This window comes from Thalassorhabdus alkalitolerans, from assembly GCF_042656525.1.
GTDB lineage: Bacteria > Bacillota > Bacilli > Bacillales > Marinococcaceae > Thalassorhabdus > Thalassorhabdus alkalitolerans.
In genome coordinates, this window is the sequence record NZ_JBHSOZ010000010.1 from 195,960 (window position 1) to 216,747 (window position 20,788).

At 41.1% G+C, this 20,788-nt stretch carries 22 protein-coding genes and 1 pseudogene; 17 read left to right on the forward strand and 6 right to left on the reverse strand.

What is annotated here, in order from left to right; all coding sequences use genetic code 11:
- Positions 1-214 precede the first annotated feature (214 nt).
- The 10 genes from ACFPU1_RS15970 (at position 215) to ACFPU1_RS16015 (ending at position 8,639) form a co-directional block, all read left to right on the forward strand.
- Entirely contained in the window at positions 215-1,639 is a 1,425-nt protein-coding gene (locus ACFPU1_RS15970; protein ID WP_385942904.1) for an aldehyde dehydrogenase family protein, read from the forward strand.
- 295 nt (positions 1,640-1,934) lie between these two features.
- Entirely contained in the window at positions 1,935-3,182 is a 1,248-nt protein-coding gene (ilvA, locus tag ACFPU1_RS15975; RefSeq protein WP_100400805.1) for a threonine ammonia-lyase IlvA, read from the forward strand.
- A 251-nt stretch (positions 3,183-3,433) separates the two neighbouring features.
- Complete coding sequence (locus ACFPU1_RS15980; protein ID WP_385942906.1) at positions 3,434-4,189, forward strand: DUF3891 family protein; 756 nt, start codon at positions 3,434-3,436, stop codon at positions 4,187-4,189.
- Between the two features lie 67 nt (positions 4,190-4,256).
- Complete coding sequence (locus ACFPU1_RS15985) at positions 4,257-4,778, forward strand: type 1 glutamine amidotransferase domain-containing protein (RefSeq protein WP_054635703.1); 522 nt, start codon at positions 4,257-4,259, stop codon at positions 4,776-4,778.
- 235 nt (positions 4,779-5,013) lie between these two features.
- Positions 5,014-5,928 carry a ribonuclease Z gene (rnz, locus tag ACFPU1_RS15990; RefSeq protein WP_054635704.1) on the forward strand — a complete coding sequence of 305 codons (915 nt, stop codon included), beginning with the start codon at positions 5,014-5,016 and terminating at the stop codon, positions 5,926-5,928.
- Positions 5,929-6,022: 94 nt separating this feature from the next.
- Positions 6,023-6,283 (forward strand): DUF2524 family protein, encoded by a 261-nt coding sequence (locus tag ACFPU1_RS15995; RefSeq protein WP_054635705.1) that lies wholly within the window; start codon positions 6,023-6,025, stop codon positions 6,281-6,283.
- Positions 6,284-6,418: 135 nt separating this feature from the next.
- Positions 6,419-7,333, forward strand: coding sequence for a DUF6612 family protein (locus tag ACFPU1_RS16000; RefSeq protein ID WP_385942909.1), 915 nt, complete (start codon positions 6,419-6,421; stop codon positions 7,331-7,333).
- A gap of 73 nt (positions 7,334-7,406) precedes the next feature.
- Entirely contained in the window at positions 7,407-7,619 is a 213-nt protein-coding gene (locus ACFPU1_RS16005; protein ID WP_100398600.1) for a hypothetical protein, read from the forward strand.
- A 248-nt stretch (positions 7,620-7,867) separates the two neighbouring features.
- Entirely contained in the window at positions 7,868-8,179 is a 312-nt protein-coding gene (locus ACFPU1_RS16010; RefSeq protein ID WP_054635708.1) for a thioredoxin family protein, read from the forward strand.
- Between the two features lie 37 nt (positions 8,180-8,216).
- On the forward strand, positions 8,217-8,639 hold the full coding sequence (locus ACFPU1_RS16015; RefSeq protein WP_054635709.1) for a TlpA disulfide reductase family protein: 423 nt from the start codon (positions 8,217-8,219) through the stop codon (positions 8,637-8,639).
- Between the two features lie 45 nt (positions 8,640-8,684).
- On the opposite strand, the gene ACFPU1_RS16020 is transcribed toward ACFPU1_RS16015, so the two are convergent.
- Positions 8,685-9,413, reverse strand: coding sequence for a metallophosphoesterase family protein (locus ACFPU1_RS16020; RefSeq protein WP_385942912.1), 729 nt, complete (start codon positions 9,411-9,413; stop codon positions 8,685-8,687).
- Between the two features lie 145 nt (positions 9,414-9,558).
- Between ACFPU1_RS16020 and ACFPU1_RS16025 the strand changes: the two genes are divergently transcribed.
- From ACFPU1_RS16025 to ACFPU1_RS16040, 4 genes are all read left to right on the forward strand, one after another.
- Entirely contained in the window at positions 9,559-10,695 is a 1,137-nt protein-coding gene (locus tag ACFPU1_RS16025; protein ID WP_385942914.1) for a conserved virulence factor C family protein, read from the forward strand.
- A 161-nt stretch (positions 10,696-10,856) separates the two neighbouring features.
- On the forward strand, positions 10,857-11,063 hold the full coding sequence (locus ACFPU1_RS16030) for a hypothetical protein (RefSeq protein ID WP_385942916.1): 207 nt from the start codon (positions 10,857-10,859) through the stop codon (positions 11,061-11,063).
- A 26-nt stretch (positions 11,064-11,089) separates the two neighbouring features.
- Positions 11,090-11,569 carry a PH domain-containing protein gene (locus ACFPU1_RS16035; RefSeq protein WP_054635711.1) on the forward strand — a complete coding sequence of 160 codons (480 nt, stop codon included), beginning with the start codon at positions 11,090-11,092 and terminating at the stop codon, positions 11,567-11,569.
- The gene (locus ACFPU1_RS16040; protein WP_385942918.1) at positions 11,562-13,049 is read left to right on the forward strand and encodes a PH domain-containing protein; all 1,488 of its coding nucleotides are present in this window, start codon (positions 11,562-11,564) and stop codon (positions 13,047-13,049) included. The genes ACFPU1_RS16035 and ACFPU1_RS16040 overlap by 8 nt, the downstream gene beginning before the upstream one ends.
- 157 nt (positions 13,050-13,206) lie before the next feature.
- Here the strand turns inward: ACFPU1_RS16040 and ACFPU1_RS16045 are convergent.
- The 5 genes and pseudogenes from ACFPU1_RS16045 to ACFPU1_RS16065 all read right to left on the reverse strand — a co-directional run.
- A pseudogene (locus ACFPU1_RS16045) lies at positions 13,207-13,580 on the reverse strand (transposase); the annotation flags it as partial.
- Between the two features lie 370 nt (positions 13,581-13,950).
- Positions 13,951-14,925 (reverse strand): DUF2777 family protein, encoded by a 975-nt coding sequence (locus tag ACFPU1_RS16050; RefSeq protein WP_385942920.1) that lies wholly within the window; start codon positions 14,923-14,925, stop codon positions 13,951-13,953.
- A 157-nt stretch (positions 14,926-15,082) separates the two neighbouring features.
- Complete coding sequence (locus tag ACFPU1_RS16055) at positions 15,083-16,051, reverse strand: MBL fold metallo-hydrolase (RefSeq protein ID WP_385942922.1); 969 nt, start codon at positions 16,049-16,051, stop codon at positions 15,083-15,085.
- A gap of 84 nt (positions 16,052-16,135) precedes the next feature.
- Complete coding sequence (locus ACFPU1_RS16060; protein ID WP_054635715.1) at positions 16,136-17,074, reverse strand: hypothetical protein; 939 nt, start codon at positions 17,072-17,074, stop codon at positions 16,136-16,138.
- Positions 17,075-17,104: 30 nt separating this feature from the next.
- A complete protein-coding gene (locus ACFPU1_RS16065) occupies positions 17,105-18,145 on the reverse strand; it encodes a toxic anion resistance protein (protein WP_385942924.1) in 1,041 nt (346 codons plus the stop codon).
- A 247-nt stretch (positions 18,146-18,392) separates the two neighbouring features.
- Here ACFPU1_RS16065 and ACFPU1_RS16070 point away from each other — a divergent pair, with 247 nt between their 5' ends.
- The 3 genes from ACFPU1_RS16070 to ACFPU1_RS16080 are packed head-to-tail and all read left to right on the forward strand — an operon-like array spanning position 18,393 to position 20,485.
- Positions 18,393-18,800: a DUF2203 domain-containing protein gene (locus tag ACFPU1_RS16070; RefSeq protein WP_385942926.1), complete on the forward strand. Its 408-nt coding sequence runs from the start codon at positions 18,393-18,395 to the stop codon at positions 18,798-18,800.
- 22 nt (positions 18,801-18,822) lie between these two features.
- Entirely contained in the window at positions 18,823-19,623 is an 801-nt protein-coding gene (locus ACFPU1_RS16075; protein WP_385942928.1) for an NRDE family protein, read from the forward strand.
- Complete coding sequence (locus tag ACFPU1_RS16080; RefSeq protein WP_385942929.1) at positions 19,607-20,485, forward strand: alpha/beta hydrolase family protein; 879 nt, start codon at positions 19,607-19,609, stop codon at positions 20,483-20,485. Before ACFPU1_RS16075 ends, ACFPU1_RS16080 begins: the two co-directional genes overlap by 17 nt.
- The last annotated feature ends 303 nt before the right edge of the window (positions 20,486-20,788 follow it).

Below are 20,788 nucleotides of genomic sequence, written 5' to 3' on the forward strand. Positions count from 1 at the left end.
GACCGAATTTCCGTGTATGCTGGAAAAAGAGATACTCCCCTTCACACGATATCACTCTTATTATAGATGCTCTATTATTTTTTTTCAATTCCTTCCTTTTACAAGGATCTTGTAAAATAAGCACTGCTTTCCTGTCAGGTTTCCTGCTTGTACCAGGAGACGTCCTGAACATAATAGCGTTTTTTCAGAAAGAAAGAAGAAAGAGGAGATGAAAATGACAATCTGGCACACACCGGAAGAAATAACTGAAAAAATGAACAAAGCTAAACTTGCACAAGAAACCTGGTCTTCACTGCCACTGAAAAAGAGAGTTGAATATTTGAAAAAGCTGCGAAAGCAACTGTTGAAAAAGAGAAAAGAAGTAATCAGCATTTTGCAGAATGAAGCACATAAAACACCGACGGATACATTGACAGCCGAAATTTTAGCGACAGCAGATGCCATTGTTCATTATGAAAAAGAAATCGAAGGATATATGGCAGAGGAAACGAGAAAAACACCGTTTATTTATGGGAAGCAGAGGACCAGTGTAGTGAGAAAGCCATTGGGAACAATTGCGGTCTTTTCTCCGTGGAATTTTCCTTTACAGCTTTCAATGGTACCTGCACTTACTGCATTAGTTACTGGAAATACTGTAGTACTAAAGCCTTCTGAAGTCCTGCCAAAATTAAACAAATGGATGGAGGAGCTATTTTCCTCTGTCTTTCCAGCTGGAACAGTTGAGGTGGTCCATGGAGGCAAAGAGCAGGGAATAGCCCTGGTCGATGCCAAACCAGAAAAGATTTTTTTTACAGGCAGTGTTCCTGTCGGCAAAGCCATTATGAAACATGCGGCTGACTATATGATCCCTGTTGATCTTGAACTTGGAGGCAAAGATCCGATGATTGTTTGTGAGGATGCTAACATAAACCGTGCTGTTGAAGCAGGATTGTATGGTAGTTTTCTCCACAGCGGCCAGGTTTGTGTCAGCGTTGAGCGCATATATGTACATCAATCATTATATAGAGATTTTGTAGAGAAGCTTCGCAGCAAAGCCCTGGCATTAACCCAGGGAACTGATTTTCATTCTGATATGGGCGGGATGACAACAAGAGACGGCTTTGAAAATGTAAAAAAGCAGGTGGAGAATGCTATCTTTCATGGTGCAGTCTGTGTGACGGACGAGACGTGGAAACAAGCTGAGTATCCTTTTTTTCCACCGACGATTTTAACAAATGTAAATCAAGGGATGGAAATTATGCAGGAAGAGACGTTTGGACCTGTTGTAACCGTCACACCATATGACAGGGAAGAAGATGCGATTCAGCTGGCAAATGACTCCCGCTTTGGATTAAATGCAAGCATTTTCACAAATAATACAGAGAAAGGGAAACAGCTGGCTGAACGGCTGAATACAGGAAGCGTCTATGTAAATGATGTCATTAAGAATATTGCCAATATGAATGCCCCTTTTGGGGGGGTGAAAGAAAGCGGAGCGGCAAGGTACCACGGCAGAGAAGGAGTTGAAGCTTTCACGTATACCCAGGCTATAATGACTGAAAAAGGAAAGAGAAAACGTTCTTTTAATTACTTTCCTTATTCCAAGAAGAATTTTAAGAGGATAGAACGCCTCCTTGCCATCCTATATGGCAGAAAGTAAAAGATGAAAACGTTTTGATTCATCTTTTCGTCCACGATAAGGGACAAGTTGCTTGAAATGGCTTGAGATTATCTCTAACCATAGTAAAATGATGTTATAATTAGTAAGGATAAATAGGCAGCTTGTCTGTATACACGCTGCTCTTCTTTAATAAAGAAGAGCAGCAGGTTTTATATGAAGCCTGCAGGACAAAGCAAATGACAGGAAAAAAGGGACATAATAGCCTGGTAAAGACGTAAAAAGGATGATTCGAATGACAACAGCGCAAACCCTGACAAATGAAAGGAAAAAAAGCATGAGCAGGATTCATATCGAAGACATAATCATAGCTAATCAAACTCTTAAGGATGTAGTTACTCATACTCCTCTCCAAAAAAACCAGGTTCTCTCTGAAAGATATGACGCGAATGTGTATTTAAAGCGGGAAGATCTGCAAGTCGTCCGGTCTTTTAAAATCCGGGGAGCATATCACCTTATGCATAGTCTCTCTAAGGAAAGTCTTGAAAACGGAGTCGTATGTGCAAGTGCTGGCAATCATGCTCAAGGAGTTGCCTATTCTTGTAAAGCTTTAAAAGTAAAAGGCAAGATATTTATGCCTAATACAACGCCCCGTCAAAAGATTGACCAAGTGAAATTATTCGGAAAGGAATTTGTGGAAGTTATTCTGACAGGTGATACATTTGATGATGCATTTGCCCAGGCGATGGAATACAGGGAAGAACACAATATGGAGTTTATCCATCCCTTTAATCACGAAAAAATTATTGCCGGTCAGGGCACAGTCGGAATGGAAATTATGAATGATATAGAAGAAAAAATAGATTATCTGTTCAGTTCCATTGGAGGCGGCGGCCTTGTTTCCGGCGTAGGCACCTATATTAAATCCATTTCTCCTTCTACCAAAATAATTGGAACAGAGCCAGCCGGCGCTCCTGGAATGAAAGAGTCTTTGGCCAGCGGAGAAGTTGTGGAGCTGGAAGAGATTGAAAAGTTTGTTGATGGCGCAGCTGTCAAACGTGTGGGTGAGATTACTTATGATATTTGTAAAAATGTCTTAGATGATATTAAGCTTGTTCCGGAAGGGAAAATTTGCAGTACGATTCTTGAACTGTATAACCAAAATGCCATAGTGGCAGAGCCGGCAGGGGCCATGCCGATTTCAGCCCTGGATTTTTACAAGGATGAAATTAAAGGAAAGACCGTAGTTTGTATTGTAAGCGGCGGGAATAATGATATTGGCAGGATGGAGGAAATGAGAGAAAGATCTCTTGTTTATGAGGGGCTCCAGCATTATTTTATAGTCAACTTCCCCCAGCGGGCAGGTGCCTTGCGTGAATTTTTAGATGAAGTCCTTGGACCGACTGATGATATTACCAGATTTGAATACACAAAAAAGAACAATAAAACAAGCGGACCGGCTTTAGTAGGCGTTGAGTTAAAATGCAGTAAAGATTATCAGCAGCTTATTGAGAGAATGCAGAAAAAAGGCTTTCAATACGACGAAATTAACAAAGATGAACGATTATTTACTTTTCTAGTGTAATGGAGAGGATGCCCTCATGTTGACGGCATCCTCTTTTTATATAGTAATGGTTGAACTGTCGATTAATTTAAAATTTCACTTACCGTAAGAATACCGATAATAGTGATGAAAAAATTACAGGGGAAAGAGCTGATAAGCAGGATCTGCGTTTTTCATTATCCTGCTTCGTAATAAAAAAGGACTATCTCTGTTTTATCAAGAATTTATTATATAAAACGACTAGAAAAAGATGAAACAAAGGGGGAGTTGAAGTGATTATTAGAGAATGGAGTGACAGCTTTGAGTTAATTGAGCAGCATGAACATGCCAGGTTGTCTGGTGCAGTGTGCGCATTTTGGGGAGATCCTGCCGTGAAGACCAGTTTGTGGGAAGCCGTCATTCTCGCTGTAAAAGAGCATGACAGAGCATGGATCCCCCTTGATAAACAACCGTTGTGGAATGAAGCGAAACAAAGGCCTTTTTCTTTTACTGATTATCCAATGAACGAGAAAATAAATGCTTACGCTAATGGGGTGGATGAGATTGAAAGAATTAATCCTTATGCCGCCTTATTAGGGAGCCTTCATTACGCTTCTTTTTTTACGAGCAATGAAACAAAAATGGGTAAAGAGTTTTATGAGCAGGAGCAAAAAAGACAAGATAAACTAAGAGGACGGGGAGCCCGGACTGGTTTTGAAACAGAACATTTAAACATTCTCCAATTTTGTGATGATATTTCACTATATTCCTGCTTAAATCAACCTGGAGTAAGCAAAGAAAAAGAGTATCCATGGTTTAAAAATGGGTTTAGACAGCGTTTTGACTATTTAGGTAAAAAAAAGATGCACGCCGGCTGGAGAAGTACTCAAGATATTGAGATAACACCTTTTCCCCTTGCTCAAAGGCTTTCTTTTACATTGAGAAGCTGGAGAGTGTCTAAACAAGATTGTAAAAAAACGGGCCTTGCAGCTGCCTGGAAAAAAAGAGAACAAATAAAAACATTTATTACTTTTCATCCCCCTTCGTAGTTCCCTTCTTTTTTCAAAATTGAGGGCTGATGGTAGAATAGATAAAGATCATCTAAAGGAGGCCATTATGAGATTAGAAGGTAAGAAAGTTATAGCATTGGTAGATGAAGAATTTGAAGATCTTGAGCTTTGGTATCCCCTGATGCGTGTTCAGGAAGAGGGTGCTAAGGTAGTCCTTGCAGGGAAAGAAAAGGGCAAGGTATACACCGGGAAATATGGAGTGCCTGCAACGGCTGAAGAGGCGTTTTCCAGTATAGACCCAAACGACTATGACGGAGTGCTGGTGCCAGGAGGATGGGCACCTGATAAATTACGCCGTTACGATGAAGTGTTGTCGATTGTGAAGCATATGGATCAAGAGAAGAAGCCAATCGGACAAATTTGTCATGCCGGCTGGGTTTTAATTTCAGCTGGTATTTTGGAGGGTGTAAAGGTAACAAGCACGCCTGGAATCAAAGATGACATGACAAACGCTGGGTCAACGTGGGTAAATGAGGCAGTAGTGGTGGACGGTCATATTGTATCCAGCCGCCGCCCTCCTGATCTTCCTCCCTACGCAAAAGCATTTGCCGATGCGTTAGCTACATGATTTGCTGAGGCTGGAACAAAACGATATCACTCCAAGAAAACCCGGACCATTTATTAACAGTGGTTCGGGTTTCTTTCTTTCGTTAGCCAGGAAGAAGCATGTTTTCGTCCCCCTTCGCTTTTGCCCAGTCACAAGGGCGATATTCATACAGTTATCTTTGTCTTTACGATGTTCGTACAAATTTTGTCCCATCTCTTTTTCCTGTTATTATCGAATGAACAAGGGAGGACCATACATGGAAATACATTTTTTAGGTACTGGAGCAGGTGTCCCTTCCAAACAACGAAATGGGAGCGCAACGGCGCTTCGATTTCTTTCGGGGCAAAAAGGGGCCTGGCTGTTTGACTGTGGGGAAGCAACACAGCACCGACTGCTTGATTCTACATTAAGGCCCCCAATGTTTGAAGCAATATTTATTACACATATGCACGGGGATCATATCTATGGTCTTCCTGGATTTTTAGGAAGCCGTTCTTTTATGGGAGGAACAACCCCTCTCACTCTTTATGGGCCGCCAGGAATAAAGCGATTTATAACCATCTCCCTGGAGGCCTCGGGTACGTACCTGAACTATCCTCTGTTTGTAAATGAAGTGAGAGCTGGTGAAAAGATTGAAACAGATAGGGGGGCTGTAGAGGTAGTTAAGCTGGACCACACTGTCCTTTCTTTTGGCTACCGTTTCACAGAGCCGGCAAGGAGAGGACGTGTTCGAAAGGAATATTTAGTGAAAAAGGGTTTGCCGCCAGGCCCTCTTTATAAACAGCTTCAGGAAAAAAAGGACGTTGTCACGGAAGATGGAACAGTGGTTCGCTGGAAGGATGCTTTGGAACCTGACCGGCCAGGGAGGGTGATCAGTATAGCAGGGGATACCAAACCATCCAAGGGTAGCAGAACGTTAGCTGAAAACGCTGAAGTACTTATACATGAAGGTACATTTTCTGAAAATCTAAAAGACCATGCCGGACAGTTTGGGCACAGCACTGCTAAAGAAGCTGCAATCATTGCCAGGGACGGCAAGGCCAAGCATCTCATCCTCACACATATAAGCCCCAGGTATGAGAAGGAACTTGAAATCCTGAGAGAAGAAGCTGCCAGAGAATTTTCCAATATTTCTGTTGCTTATGATGGATTTGTTTATAAAGTGAAGTAAAAAAGCACATCCATTCTTTCCCTTCCCTCTCTTTGTATAGGTGATTATTTTTTCCGGGATAATAATGAAACATATTATGCAAGGAGGAAAAATGATGGCTATTTATAAACAAATGGATGCAATGCTTAGTAAAGTGGAGGAAACAATTGCTATGGCACGCAGCGAATGGGAGGAAGGTCAAAAGCTGGAGTATTACGACCAGGAGGAATACAGTCTGTTACAACAAAGAATTAATGAAGTTGAGGATGAACTTTCTCACCTTTTGAGAAGCACTACACCTCAGCAGCGGGTGGAATTAGAGAGAGCACAGGCACGTTTAAGACAAATGCAAAATGCCATGATACTTGGCCAGTAGGGGCAGAACTGCTTGAAGCAGGAAAGAGATTATACTGAACAGCCCTCATAAATTTTTCAATACTCTAACAATTAATGATATGATGACATCATTAATGGGAATAAGTAGAGAAAGAAGTGGAAAAGGGGCGTTTTTATGCAGAGGAGGATGTGGCTAAGCCTTCTCTTGTTTTCCATATTTTATGTAACCGGTTGTGTGAATGCTGAAGAGGAAGCATCAACAAGGAGCATTCCATCCATAGACGAAACGGCCGGGGGAGATAGAGAAGGGGAAAGTGAAACGACGTCTCATAAAATGATAAATAACATGGAGAACAGCTTAAATACCATGACAAGTTATACAATGGAAATGAATATTAGGGAAAATAGGATGAGAGCTGATAAAGAAGAATTCTTAAAAGAAGTATTTTTACAATCTGAAGTGAAGTTCCAGCCTTTTTCCTTGCACAAAAGCTATGAAACTATGATTCATCAGGGAACTGGTGAAGAGATGTATTCGGAGTTTTATATAAACGAAGGCGGCTATTACCTGTTTCATTCTAATGAAAATACATGGCGGAGAGTACCGCCGCCAGTTGCAGAGCAGGCTCTTGCTTTTGTTGAGGCAGAAAACAGCATGGATGAGCATTTGCAATTTCCTTTTCAAGCCTTCAGACGAGCTTCCATCACGGAAAAGGATGAAAAAATTTTCATCTCTTTTAAAGATATAGGGGTAAGTATTGAAGAATTAAATACCCATATTTACCGCCTTATGGGAGACCAGGCCGGGGTCAGTCTGACGGATAGCCCTCTTAATGTTACACTTGATTCTTTAACTTATATTCTTACCTTTCATAAGGAAACATTTAAAGTTTCCGGTCTTTCTATTGACCTCCATTTTACCACACCATCTGAAGAAGGTGGTCTGCCAGCAGAGATTATTATCCGGGGAGCCTTCTCCGATATTAATGATACAACTCCCTCATTACCACCACGCCCCGTCCAAGAAGAAGCTCTTGAAATCGAGGAGGAAGAAATGATTTATAACGTTGATGTCTCCTGGGCGGAATAGGAATCTTCCTGAAAGTTTTGCATTCTTCTCCTTTGGGTAAAAAGAAATAGAATGCAAAGAAGGAGGATTCCCGATGAGCAGAGCTGACTTAAATCGCAGATTAGACCGTTTAGTACAAGCGGCTAATGAAGCTGAAACAGCATTAAGGAGACTGCCTGAAATGGAACAGAAGGCATTAATGCAGGAAAATTATCCCTTTAATAAGGAATTTGGCGGGATAGTGAACGACCTTATGAAATGGCGGGATGCGGTCGTTGAAAAGAATGAAGAACAAACCGATCAATAAATCATCATTTTCCTCTTCATGAAGGAGGGGGAGACAAAACCGTCTCACTAAAATAAATAAGGCTCCAATTATCGTCTTTGGTAATTGGAGCCTTATTTCTGGTTTCAAAATCACTTGGTTAGCCGGCTGCACGCAGAAAGATACTGAGTGGAACAGATATGACCTAAGATCCCAAGTGCTTCACTTGAAGGTCAGGCAATGAGAAGATATGATAAAAGAATAAAATGCCTCCCGGGGGGAAAGCTTCAATGGAAGAAGTGTCAGAAAAACAGTTACATGCTGTTTTACAAAGAGATCAAGCAGTGATGATTTATTTTTATACCCCGTGGTGCGGGACATGTAAAATAGCTGAAAAGATGATTCTTGCCGCTGAGGAATTATCTGCAGCTCCGTCAGCATACAAAGGGAATGTTAATTTGATGCCGGAGATTGTTCAACAGCTGAAAATACAAAGTGTGCCTTGTGTAAAGATATTTAAAGAGGGGGATTGTAAAGAAACAATCTATGCTTTTGGTTCAATCGAGTCATTTATAAATAATCTAAAGCCATACATAAAGTAAACAAGGGTACCGGCCAAAGAGAGGAGCAGAAGATATCATGAAAGCACCTGATTTTTCATTGAAAAATATTCAAGATGGTGAATTTGTAGAGTTAGAAAGTTATAAAGGAAAGCCTGTTATGCTCACATTCTGGGCCTCCTGGTGTCCTGACTCAGTAAAAGATCTTGCTCAGAAAAATCACTTCTATGAAAGCATGAAAAGTGAGCAGCTCGTTTTTCTGACGGTAAATGTTACCGGCCGAGAAGGTAATAAAGAAGACGGGCACGCATTTCTTGCAAAGCAGGGATACAGGTTTCCGGCTCTTGCAGATGAAGGAACAAAAACATATGATCAATATAGATGTATGGGTGTTCCTACTACTGTATTGATCAATGAAGAACAGGAGATTGTACAAATGTACAATGACAAAGCTTCCTTTTTAACTATTATGGAAGGCGTAACAAGCATCTTAAACAAGTAACAGCCGAGTCCTCTTCACAGAGAGCTCGGCTGATTTCATTTATCCTTAGCTCGGTTTTTTTCCGCTTATAATAATTTGTTTCATCTGGTCCCGGTTAGGATAATCATTTGCATCATAAGAGGCGGCTACCCGGTTAATGTCATATTCTACTCTTTCTATCGCAGCTTCTGCTTTTCCATCTTTAATCGTAAGCAGTGCATAAGATGCTCGATTATCTCCATCGAAGGGAAGACCCACACTCCCAGTATTAATTACAGTCTTATCGCCAATCTTTCGCACAAATGGTGTATGAATATGACCGTAGATATAAAAGTCAGCATCTACCTGGGTCATTAGTGAATGTTCAAGTTCTTCATCGCTTGCTTCTTTTGAGACAATTTCAAATAAGCTGTCAGGGGTAGCATGGAATAAGTGCATCGTTATTTCCTTTGTCAGGTTCTCATGGAAGGAAGTAGGCAGGTTTTCTAAATAAGCGATATCATCCTGTGTCAGTCTTTCTACTGTCCATTCCCTTTCCTGATTCATAATAGCAAGAGCTTTGTCAGGCACCTCTCCTTTTTTCACTCCCCTAACGATCCATTCATCTGCATTTCCCTTTAACACTTTAGCCGGGGTGGAACGTACAGTTTCAAGAGCGTTTTTAGGTTCTGGTCCCCGGTAACATAAGTCACCGATTATGTATAACTTTTTGACGTTCTTTTCAGCAAGGTCGTTTAATACTGCTTTTAATGCTTTAGCGTTCCCGTGAATGTCTGAAAGGATTGCAACTTGCATATTATTTTCCCCCTTTGCTCTTTTTTTCCATTATACATGAGTTGAGAAACAGTTACGAATCTTAACAATGCTTGGAATGGAAGGAGAAGGATTGGTTATGTTACAATCAATCCAGTAACACCGTGGAAAGGAGTAATAGTAGAAAATGAAGATAAAGACAATTGAGCCAACCCCAAGTCCCAATACAATGAAAGTAATATTGGATGAAACACTTGCTGGGGGAAAGAGCAATAATTATACACAAAATAATAAAGAAGACGCTCCAAAACAAATTAAAGAGATTTTTGCAATTGAGGGTATTAAAGGTGTTTATCATGTAGCTGATTTTCTGGCGCTAGAGCGAAACGCAAAAGTAGACTGGAAAGTAATTCTCCCGCAGGTCAGAGCGGTATTTGGCGAGGAGACTGCAGAAACAGAAGCAGAGGAAACAGTGGATGATGCCTTTGGAGAAGTACAAGTCTCCATACAAGAGTTTAAAGGAATCCCTATGCAAATTAAGCTGACCACAGGGGATGAGGAAAAGAGAGTGGGCCTTCCTGAAAGGTTCCAGAAAGCAGCCTTTGAGGCCCAACAAGAAGAAGATAATGTCGTGCTAGAACGAAAGTGGGTTGAAAGCAGCACCCGGTACGGAAGTGACCTGGAGGAAATCGGTCAGGAAGTAGCAGAAGAAGTGTCTGCTGCCTACAATCAGGAACGTCTCGACAATCTTGTTCAACGAGCCCTGGCAGATGAGAATGCTTCTGAACTCCCTCAGAAAAAGCGGAAGACGGTTACACTTGAAGACTTAAAGGATCCCGATTGGAAAAATCGGTATGCGGCTATGGAACAGATGGACTCAACAGAAGAGGATTTACCTGTATTAGAAAAAGCGTTAGAAGACGAAAAGCCTGCAATCCGCCGCCTGGCGACAGTTTATCTTGGAATGATTGAAAAGCCTGTAGTATTACCGCTTCTTGAAAAAGCACTAAAGGATAAGACGGTTACTGTGAGAAGAACAGCTGGAGACTGTTTTTCAGATATTGGGGATACAGCAGGTATACCTGCCATGACGGAAGCACTTAAGGATAAAAACAAACTAGTGCGCTGGCGAGCAGCAATGTTTCTTTATGAGGTTGGAGATGAATCGGCAGTTGAACCGCTGAAAGAAGCCCAGGACGACCCTGAGTTTGAGGTGGCCATGCAAGTCAAAATGGCTCTTGAACGCATTGAAGGGGGCGAAGAAGCAAAGGGATCGGTATGGAAGCAGATGACTGACACCATTGAACAATCAAAAAATAAATAATAATATGAAGAAGAGGCTTCGTAAGAAGGAAGTCTCTTCTTTTTGTACAAAACTTGACGATGGAGGAAGCGACACTCCTTTTTGGGGGAAGTTTTTTTAGAATAAAATGGTTCGTGGTAAGATAAAAGGACAATTACATAATAAAAAAGGGGAGAAATAAATTGACTAAAGATGAGATTATGAACGAACTAGAAAAAAAAGAGTACACCGAAATCCTTGATTTGCTTGAAGAAGCTGAAAATGGAGAACTAGCTGAAATAGAAATAGTCAAATCTCTTGGATTATTAAGAGATGAAATTTTAAATGACCAGGTTCTTCAACTTTTTTCTGAACTAGGCGTAGAGATTGTTTACGCTGATGAAGAATAAGAGGTCAAGGGGAAAGGGGTATTATTTTGCGCAAAGAACCAACACAACGCATTTCCAGGAAAGCTTTGCCAGTTTGGCGGTTTAAAGGGGCGCTAGAGAGTCTGTTCTTTTTAAGCATTCCGGTCTTTTACGGAATATTAATGTACTTTTACGACTTTCCTCAGTGGCTTTTATGGGTCTTTATAGGTTTGTACGGAATATTATTTTTGTTTTTTGTCTGGGTTATTCCAAGTGTCAGGTGGAGGAGATGGCGCTATGAAGTACATGAACAGGAAATTGACTTAAAGTACGGGGTGTTTATTGTGAGGCGAACATTAATCCCTATGATAAGGGTTCAGCATGTGGATACGGAACAGGGTCCCCTCTACAGAAGATATGGACTTTCAGCTGTTACGATTTCTACCGCAGCAGACGTTCATGAAATCCCTGCTCTAACTGAGGAAGTGGCCGATAACCTTAGAGATCAAATTGCCATGCTGGCACAAACAGCTGATGAAGATGAATAAAGGAAAAAGAATGCATGGGGCAGCCATTGTTATATTATTTTTCGGCCGCATAAAAGATTTCTTAATTCCCTTGATCCTCGCTTTTGTGGTTGGGGGCACAGGTCCAAACATATTTGGATTTCGCTTGGTATTTCCCATCATTCTGGCTATTATGCTGATCCACAGCCTGCTCTACTGGTTGACCTATCGATATAGCATCGAAGAGGGAGAGCTGAGGATAAAGCAGGGAATCTTTATTAAAAAAAATCGTTACATCCGCAGGCACAGAGTACAAAGCTTCGATGTGACAGCGGGCGTGCTTCAGCGATTATTCCGTCTTGTTAAAGTAAGAATAGAGACCGCTGGGGGAGGAAACGAACCAGAGGTTGAAATTGTAGCTGTCACCAAAGGAGAAGCAAAAGAGCTGCGGTCGATGCTTCTCAATCGAGGTACGACAGAGGTGCATGATACGGAAGCAGAGGAAACGGAGGAGAAAAAGGAAGAGGAACTGGAAGCACATCCTGTGGACTATCAATGGAAGCTTCCAGTTAGAGACTTATTTATAGCAGGATTGACATCAGGTGGTGTAGGGCTGGTGCTTTCTGCTGTGTTAGCCTTGTTTACTCAAGTAGACCAGCTGCTCCCTGAGACTTTTTATGAAACAACATTAGGTTTTTTTGTGGAATCGAGTATTTTTGTTATTATCATACTTATCTTTCTTATCACGGTAATAGCATGGATTATTTCAATTTTTATTACCGTCATCAAATACGGCAATTTTAGCGTCGTCAAGAGAGGAAACGACCTTATTATTTCAAGAGGTTTGCTGGAAACAAGGCAGCTCACTTTAAACATTAAGCGGATTACTACCGTACGCTATGTAGCCACCATGATTCGCCAGCCCCTCGGTTTTACTAGTGTGTATGTAGAGAGTGCAGGAGGAGGAAGCAGTGATGAACAGCTTTCTACACTCCTTCTTCCCTTGGTCAGGAAAAAAGCTGCCAACGAAATCCTGAATGAAATTGTTCCTGATTACGTAATTGAAAAGCAATTGACACCGCTTCCTAAGCGAGCACTGATTCGGTTCATGGTGAGAGCTGTTATACCAGTTCTTATTGTAGTCATTCCTGCAGCTGTATGGCTTCCATTTGGCAATTGGCTGCTTATCTTTATACCGGTTGCATTTGCTCTTGGCTGGCTCCGGTATAAGGATGGAGGGCATGCCGTAACAAAAAGGCATGTCATTTTCCAGACACGGCACTTTAATTTAACGAGAGAGGTAGTCCCTAAAAAAAGAATACAGTCTGTGGAAAAAAGCCATTCCCTGTTTCAAAGAAGAATGGGCCTTTGCACGTTTACTGTTTCCATTCTCTCTACAGCAGGGGGGAAATCATTTTCTGTACGTGATATGGCTGAGGATGACGGAAATGATTTGTATCAGTGGTATTCCTATGAAAAAGAAACCCAGCATGAGAAGAAGCTGGGACAAAACAGTCTCTGAAAAGGAATAAAAGGTGTCAGTTATCTGATTTTCGATAGCTGGCACCTTTTTGTTGATCAGAATTGGGATGATGGGGCTTACGGGCGGTGTCCTTTCTCAAGTTCACCGCCATTAATGCACCTGTTTTTTTCCTCTCACTGACATTCGAATTCATCCGCATAAAGTTGCACCTAAATTGAACGAAGCAATGTCGCAATAATTCCTGAGATTCAGGATGAACCCGAAAGCGATTGATCGTACGGTAACTTGGCTCGTACCCCTGAGCCAGCCACATCATACGAATACTGTCTTTTAAAAGACCTTCAATCTTTCTTCCTGAGAAAGTAGATTGTGTGTAGACACACAGGATCAGCTTCGTCATCATTTTTGGATGGTAGGCTGGACAGCCGATTGAACGAAGGAAGCCACTTAATGCTTCACCGGCTATGGCTTCAACGAGAGCATTGACGGCAAATGCAACATCATTTCCTGGAGTTTATAAGAAAGGTCTATCGGCAAAACGACTTGATTCATGTTATAATGTTTAAACATAAGGATACCTCTGATTCTGTTAGGTTGTGGTGATGTAACTTTATCAGAAGGTATCCTTTTTGTGTACATATACGTTGATTGTTCAAACATCACGAGACGCCTGCGGGAAAAGCAAGAGCTGAAGATCCGCCGGGGGGTTTACCCGGCTAGCTGAAGCCTTGCCCGCTGCATAGAAGACACCGTGAAAGCGAATGAAATGAGGATTGAACGGATGTCGCACTTGTACCTTTAGGTGCAAGCGAGTGTATTTTTAACAATCAACCAACAGAATTATAAAATAAGTAAGGGCCCTCACCGACGGTGAAGGCCCTTCTATTTAGCTGAGTTTTGTCCCGGTCTCTTTTCGTGCTGGGTTTTTAGTGTAGGAAGATTATTTGGAGAGAGCATTGGAATAGGTAATAATACTCCTGGCCCCTTGATCAGTTGTAAATTCAAATCGGTCAAAGATGGAGTCTGGACTATTTTGTTGAAGCGTTCTTTCATAATGATGCTGCACAATCAGAGTGGAGCTGTTCTTTTGGAACATAAGAAAGTTCACGCCTTGAAAGGATGTTTCAGCATCTCTGGCAAGCAGCTCATGAAGCAATCGATTATGGCATTTTACAAGGTCCTTTTCCGTAAACCCCAGAGTACGTAATCCTTTTTCCAGGGACTGCCGCGATGGTTGTTCTAACTCATTTAATAAAATAGTAAAAGGTTCAAACTGTTGTCTGCTGATCCGCACACGTGCCCCTTCACTCACAGGGATGAGTTTTCCATTTTCTGATAAAAAGGAAAGGCCACCGGCCGGAGTGCATTTTATCCACTGATGTTTGTATTCGATTTCAAGGGTGAATGGGCATCCTTCCAGTTCTAGTTGTTCATCACGCGTGTCTTCCTGCAGATAAAGAATATCATTTACCTTTACAATGGAATAGTAAACAAAGCTTTCATCTTCAGTTTTCTGATCTATTTCTCCAACGTTAGTAAGGGAAGCATTATAAAACTGGAGTTTCTTTTCTATAGCGTGAAGAAAAGACGTATACTGTGCAGTTTTTTCCTGCAGCCACTGGCCTTTTTTCTGCAGAGCATCGATAAAAGAAGATTCATAGCTTCCAGTGTATTCATTTTCAGGTTCTTTTACTTTCGTTCCCAAGCATTCAACAACTTCTCCTTCAAGATACATTGGTTCATGCAAGTCTGCTGATGCAGGAAGAGCCTGGATACCAGTGATTCGAACAGAAGCCATCCAAGGTTTATTTGGGAGGGCGTCAATGTTAGTAAGGATTCCGAAGTAAGAACCCATCTTCCCTTCATCTACGACTATTGTCTGGCCTTTATACTGACTTGCTTTGGCTCTATTCATGATAACCCTCGCTTTATTCTTCATTTAACAGAGTAGTTCTGCTAGTTTCGATATTTGCTCCTCACATTATACGGTGATTTAAAGAAGAGATTCAAGATAAAAGAAGGCACCCCTTTAGAAGAAGGAGAAAATGTAAAGGGGGGTGCAAATATCGTTTCTACTTTTCCGCTGCTGAATTCTTTGCTTTTTCTTGTTGAGCAAAGTAGTGAATGATCCCCATAGACGAAACGGAGGCATCCATTTTTAAAAAAGCAGTCAGGTTTGAAAGGTCTTCGCTGTGGTCTAACTGATAATGCTCACTGATTTCATTAAAGAGAGTTTCTGAAAGCCTTTCTTCAGTGTGATGCTGGTCAAAGGAAACTTTCCCAATGGAAAGAAAACGAGGAAGCCACATTTTTATTTGCTTTTCTACTTCTTTTGGGTCTTCACACATTCCATAATGTCCAAAATAAATCCGTTTAGGTTCAAGAGCCATAATTCTTTCGAGTGAGGAAAGCATAGCATCAGGGTCAAATTGATTAGGAGAAGTGGAAGGTATATATATGTCTTTATTCATTTTTTTTGCGTCAGGGTACTGGATACCAATGGTGTCGCCAGTAAATACCCCCTCACTTTCACGGTCGTAGATGCTGTAATGGTGAGCTGCATGACCAGGCGTGTCTAGAAACGTTAACGTCCGTTCGGAAGAAATAGTCAATGTGCTGTTATCTTCAAGAACGACGACACGGTCTTTCGGAATCGGAAGGACAGGCTCAAACAGCTCTTCAAACTTTTCTTTATAAACGGCTTTTGCTCCTTTAATAAGTCGGGAAGGATCTATTAAATGACGGGCTCCTCTGGGGTGTATAATTACTTTTGCGTTTGGGCACTCTGTTAGAAGGAGTCCCGCTCCTCCTGCATGATCCAGGTGAACATGTGTAACAATAATGTAATCTACTTCATCAAGTGTTCTCCCAAGTTCTTTCATTCCTTGTTTTATGTAAGGAAGGGACATACTTGGCCCGGTTTCTAAAATGGTAATTCTTTCTTCATTAAAAATATAGACTCCGGTCCTGTTAGGAAGTCCTAAATCGTATCCGTCTATTACATACAAGTTGTGTCCAAGATCTTCACACCTTACAGTCATTATGATCAACCCCTTTTCGTTTTGAAAACCCTTCCATATAAGTGTAGAAAAATCCCCTTCATCTGTAAAGATAAAGGGGATACTTTATTTTCCATTTGTTTTTCCGGAGGCAGAATACCTTTGTTCATTAATTCGAAAGAGCTTTTCCATTTCTTCGGCTTTTGATATCTCAATGCTTTCCTGCATTGAACGAATATTAATTTCCATTTTAGTCAGAGCTTCATAAAGCGGTTCTTTTTGCTCCTCCTGGTTTTCACTGCTTAGCGACAAATACGTTTCAAGTAAGACTGGAATATCTTTTTGAAGCATTCGTTTACATACATATCGTTCTTCCACGTCAAGCTTATGAGCGTAAACAAGAAGTTTTTCAGTTTCCTCTACCAATCTTCTCAGGCGGTTTTGATGAGGGGAAGGGAGAAGGCTCCATTCGTAAATCAGGCGGTGTCTGCATTCTGACAAAAGCTCACTGTATTCCTTTGGTAAAGATGTCTGCTCAGTTATTTTTTCTTCCTGTATTTTCTTCTTGGCAAGGGAAGGAGGAGCCTTTTTATCCGGTTCAATAAGCTGCCCCAGAAAGACATCATCTAACACGTTCAATTTATAAAAAATACCTTGGAAGTACCTGGACTTTTGCAAGCTTCTCACGTAGGTTTTTCCATTTTTTATATATTGAACAGAAGCTTCTTTAATACGATGTCCCCGGCTCCCATGATGATATTTTCTCTGATAGAGGATAATAATCCGTTTTTTAATTGCAGCTTCAGACTTGGTAGTGTCATAACTTAAAAGCTTCATTCTTTTTCGGTTTACCTTTAAACGGAACTGGAAAGTCCCGCCGTTTTTTTTAAAAGAGTGGGGCATTTTCGTCTGTTTTCCGTTATTAATAAGCGTATCTAATACAGCCTCCGTATCTTCTATAAGCTGCAGGCCCTTTGCATCAGAAAAAATGTGCTGGTCTACAGGCTTTAAGTGGTCAGGAAGAAGTTTGTCAAACCATACGTCTTCTAGCCATTGTTTAAACAAAAAACCACCTTCTTTTAGTCATCTCACCTTTTATTCTAACAGCTTTGTACGCATTTCTTTATTTAAATCATCCAGCTCGGCAATGAATTTTTTCCCTGATTGAACAATTCGTTCGTTAGATTCTTCTGTCAGTTCAATGGCAGCTTGGACATCACTATAAGCTTTCCGAAATGTTTCGATGGCTACTGCAGGCTCTTCGAGGGTCTTTAATGTTTCTTCTGTATTGGATTTAAGCATTTGTGCATTGGAGAGGATCATATTTTCTGTTGCTTCGTTTACATTTTGGACAGCATCAATGACTTTCCGCTGGTTCCCTAAAGCAAGCTGGATGGAAGCAGTAACGGTTATAATATTTTTGGTCATCGTAATGGCATTAAAAATAGCTTCTTCAAGCTTTTCATTATTATCCAGAATAAGATCCACAGAGGCAAGAGACTGCTGAAGCACCATGACGGCCTGACTCATGTTTTTTATTCTTGATACAACCCTTACTTGTCCTTTTTGCAATGAGGCAGGGTTATCACGCCATTCTTCTTTCGTCATTTCCTGTTCCAGCATTTGGTTTAACTCCTGACCTAATGCCATTTGTTTTTCCAGCTCATAGATTCGCGCGGTTGCTGTTTCTTTTAACTGTTCAAGCATTACATTGTCCTCTTGCAGCTTATCTCTGCCGGCAAGAAGCCCTTCAATAATATTTTCAACCTGTGCCTCTACCGTCTGGTACTTTTGGGCGTATTGTTCCATTGGGCTGCGACGCAGTAGTTTGTTCCATACTTTTTGGACTCTGCTTTCTTCTAAATGTTCGGGCTCAAGTTCTCCGACAATCACTTTTAATTCATGAAGCTTATCAGGTAACTCATTGTCTTTTTGACTCATCATTTCACTTACTGGCCGCTTTAGAGCTTCCAATGAATCCCCTGCTTGCTTTTGTTCGTCTTCACCTAGCGAGCTTATCTTTGAAAGAAGCTCATCAACATTAGACTTATTAAGGTTATTTATATAATCCTGCGCATCTCTTTTTGCGTTCTCGGTTGTTTCTTGATTAAGGTTGTGATTTTTATATTCATCCATTATTGAGTACCCTCCTTCAGACATCTTCAAAAGTAAACCCTCTTCTTGTCGATATTGTATCATCTTCCATGAACATTCGTCCTGTTTATGATTCCTTTTTCAAATGATATTAGATACGATAAAGGGAAAGAGAAGTTGCGGTTTGTAATTCAAGAAGAGATGGAATAGAGAAACTAAGATGTTAGATAATGAAAACAGAGGTTAGGACTAGGCACAAAGACTCGCATCCATAAAGGAGGAGCCTTTTATGTTTAAGAAGTATTTCACCATAGAAGAAGCAAATTGCCATATTCCTTTTGTCAAGGAAGAAATGTCTGAACTGCAGAACCTCCAGGAGAGCTTTACTGAAAGTGTAAAACATTATGAACTGGTTAAGCATTCTCCCATTCCGGATACAGGAGAGAAGTTATTTTATTTAGAATGCATGGTTGATTTTGTAGAGATTCAGGCCAATCTTCATATTGAACGTCTCGAGAGAAACGGGATCCTCGTAAAAAGTATTGATCACGGACTTGTGGACTTCCCGGCAAAAGTAGAAGGGGAGCCTGTACTTCTTTGCTGGAGGCAGGGTGAAAGTCAAGTAAAGTACTACCATGGGTTGTTTGAAGGGTTTACAGGCAGAAAGAAAATCTCCAGAACGGATGATGAAATTTAGATAGAGAGAGGAAGAACAAGACATGTGTCTGGTCGCGGTAGCTTATAAGGTACACAGTAAATACCCACTTATTATAGCAGCCAATAGGGACGAGTTCTATAACCGTCCAACGTCCCTTTTGCACCAATGGAAAGACGCTCCATTTATTTATGCCGGAAGAGACTTGAAAAAAGGCGGCACTTGGATGGGAATGACCAAGCACGGTTACATTGCTGCTCTTACGAATGTAAGAGATGGGAATGAAAAGGAGAAGGAACGTTCAAGGGGAGAAATTACAGCAGGATTTTTGAAAAAGGAAGATACGGAAAGTTTTTTTCAAAAGCTTGCTAAAGAAAAAGATGAATACAATGGATTTAACCTGATAGCAGGCACCGTCGATAACCTTTTTTATTATTCAAACAAGCAGAAAGGGATGAAAGCGGAAGCCATGTTGCCGGGTATCCATGGCCTAAGTAATGCCCGGCTCAATTCACCATGGCCAAAAGTGGAAAAAGTCAAACAGAAAATGAAGAAGCTGATCCTGGATGAGCCATTTACTGACCTTCCTGTGGACCATCTTTTTGCAGCACTGACAGACACAGAAAAAGCTCCTGATCAATTTCTTCCAAATACCGGGATAAGCGTTGAAATGGAAAGGCTTTTATCTTCTCCATTTATTATCAGTCCTGCTTATGGGACAAGGTCCCAGACAGTGCTCGCGGTTACTGCTGATTACAATGCAAAGATGATAGAACGAACCTTTACAAATGGCGGCCAGGTTAATGAGCAATCATTTTCATTTCCTATACAAACAAAGGAGGAACAGGATGTTAGAGAACTTTGAGATAAAAGCAGCTGAGGATTTAACCATTAGAGGAACGGTATTTTATGGCAGTGGCGAACAAATTGAAAAAAAGCCTGTAATCATACTCGCTCACGGATTCAAAGGGTTTAAAAATTGGGGTTTTTTTCCTTACGTCGCACAGCAATTTACAAAGCACGGCTTCATCGCAATTACCTTTAATTTTTCAATGAACGGGGTAGGGGAGGACTTGCTTTCGTTTACCGAAATGGATAAGTTCTCTGAAAATACTTATCACAGGGAAATCGAAGACCTTAAAGAAATAGTGTCAGCAATTGAGGATGATACACTTCCTTTCGCCGAATTAATGAATAAAGAATCATTGTACCTGCTCGGTCACAGTAAGGGTGGAGCAACCGTCCTGTTATATACAAGGGAGAATGAAGAAAAGGTCAATGGAGCAGCTACATGGAATGCAATCAGCCAGGCAGATCTATTTCATGAAGAGGTGAAAAAAGAAATTAGGGAAAAAGGGACTGGGTATATTTACAATGGCAGGACGAAAGAGTATATGCCTGTCAAACAAAAGGCAGTTGAAGATGTGGAGAGTAACCATGAAAGGTATGATATTATCCAGGCTGTCCAAGAAACAGAAACTGCAAAGCTCTTTATACAAGGTGGTGAAGATTCCCCTAAGCTTACAGCTGGAGCGAAGGAACTGAACAAACACGCTGATAATGGCCGGCTGGAATGGATTGAAACGGGAAGTCATACCTTTAACACCGCCCATCCTTTTGAACAGTCTTCACCTGAGCTGGAAAAGGCTATTTCAAGCACAGTTAATTTTTTTAAAGTGCAGGAAAAAATGAAAGAGAAAGAAAAGGATGGAAAAGAGAAGGAATAGGATGTGTAGAGGCTTGGGCAATACCCAGCTAATAAGAAGGGCCCTCACCCCGGTGAGAGCCTTTTCTTGTCTTCAGTATTCTAGTAGTGGCTTGTTCAAAAATGAACTCGCTTGCACCTAAAGGCACAAGTGCGACAGCCGTTCAAGCTTCATTTTACTCGCTTTCACGGTGTCTTCTATGCACCGGGCAAGGCTTCAGCTCTTGCTTTTCCAGCAGGCGTCTTGTGATTTTTGAACCACCCACGAATAGTTACACAAAAAGGATACCTATTGAATATCCAAAGTCGATAATTGGAGTTTTAT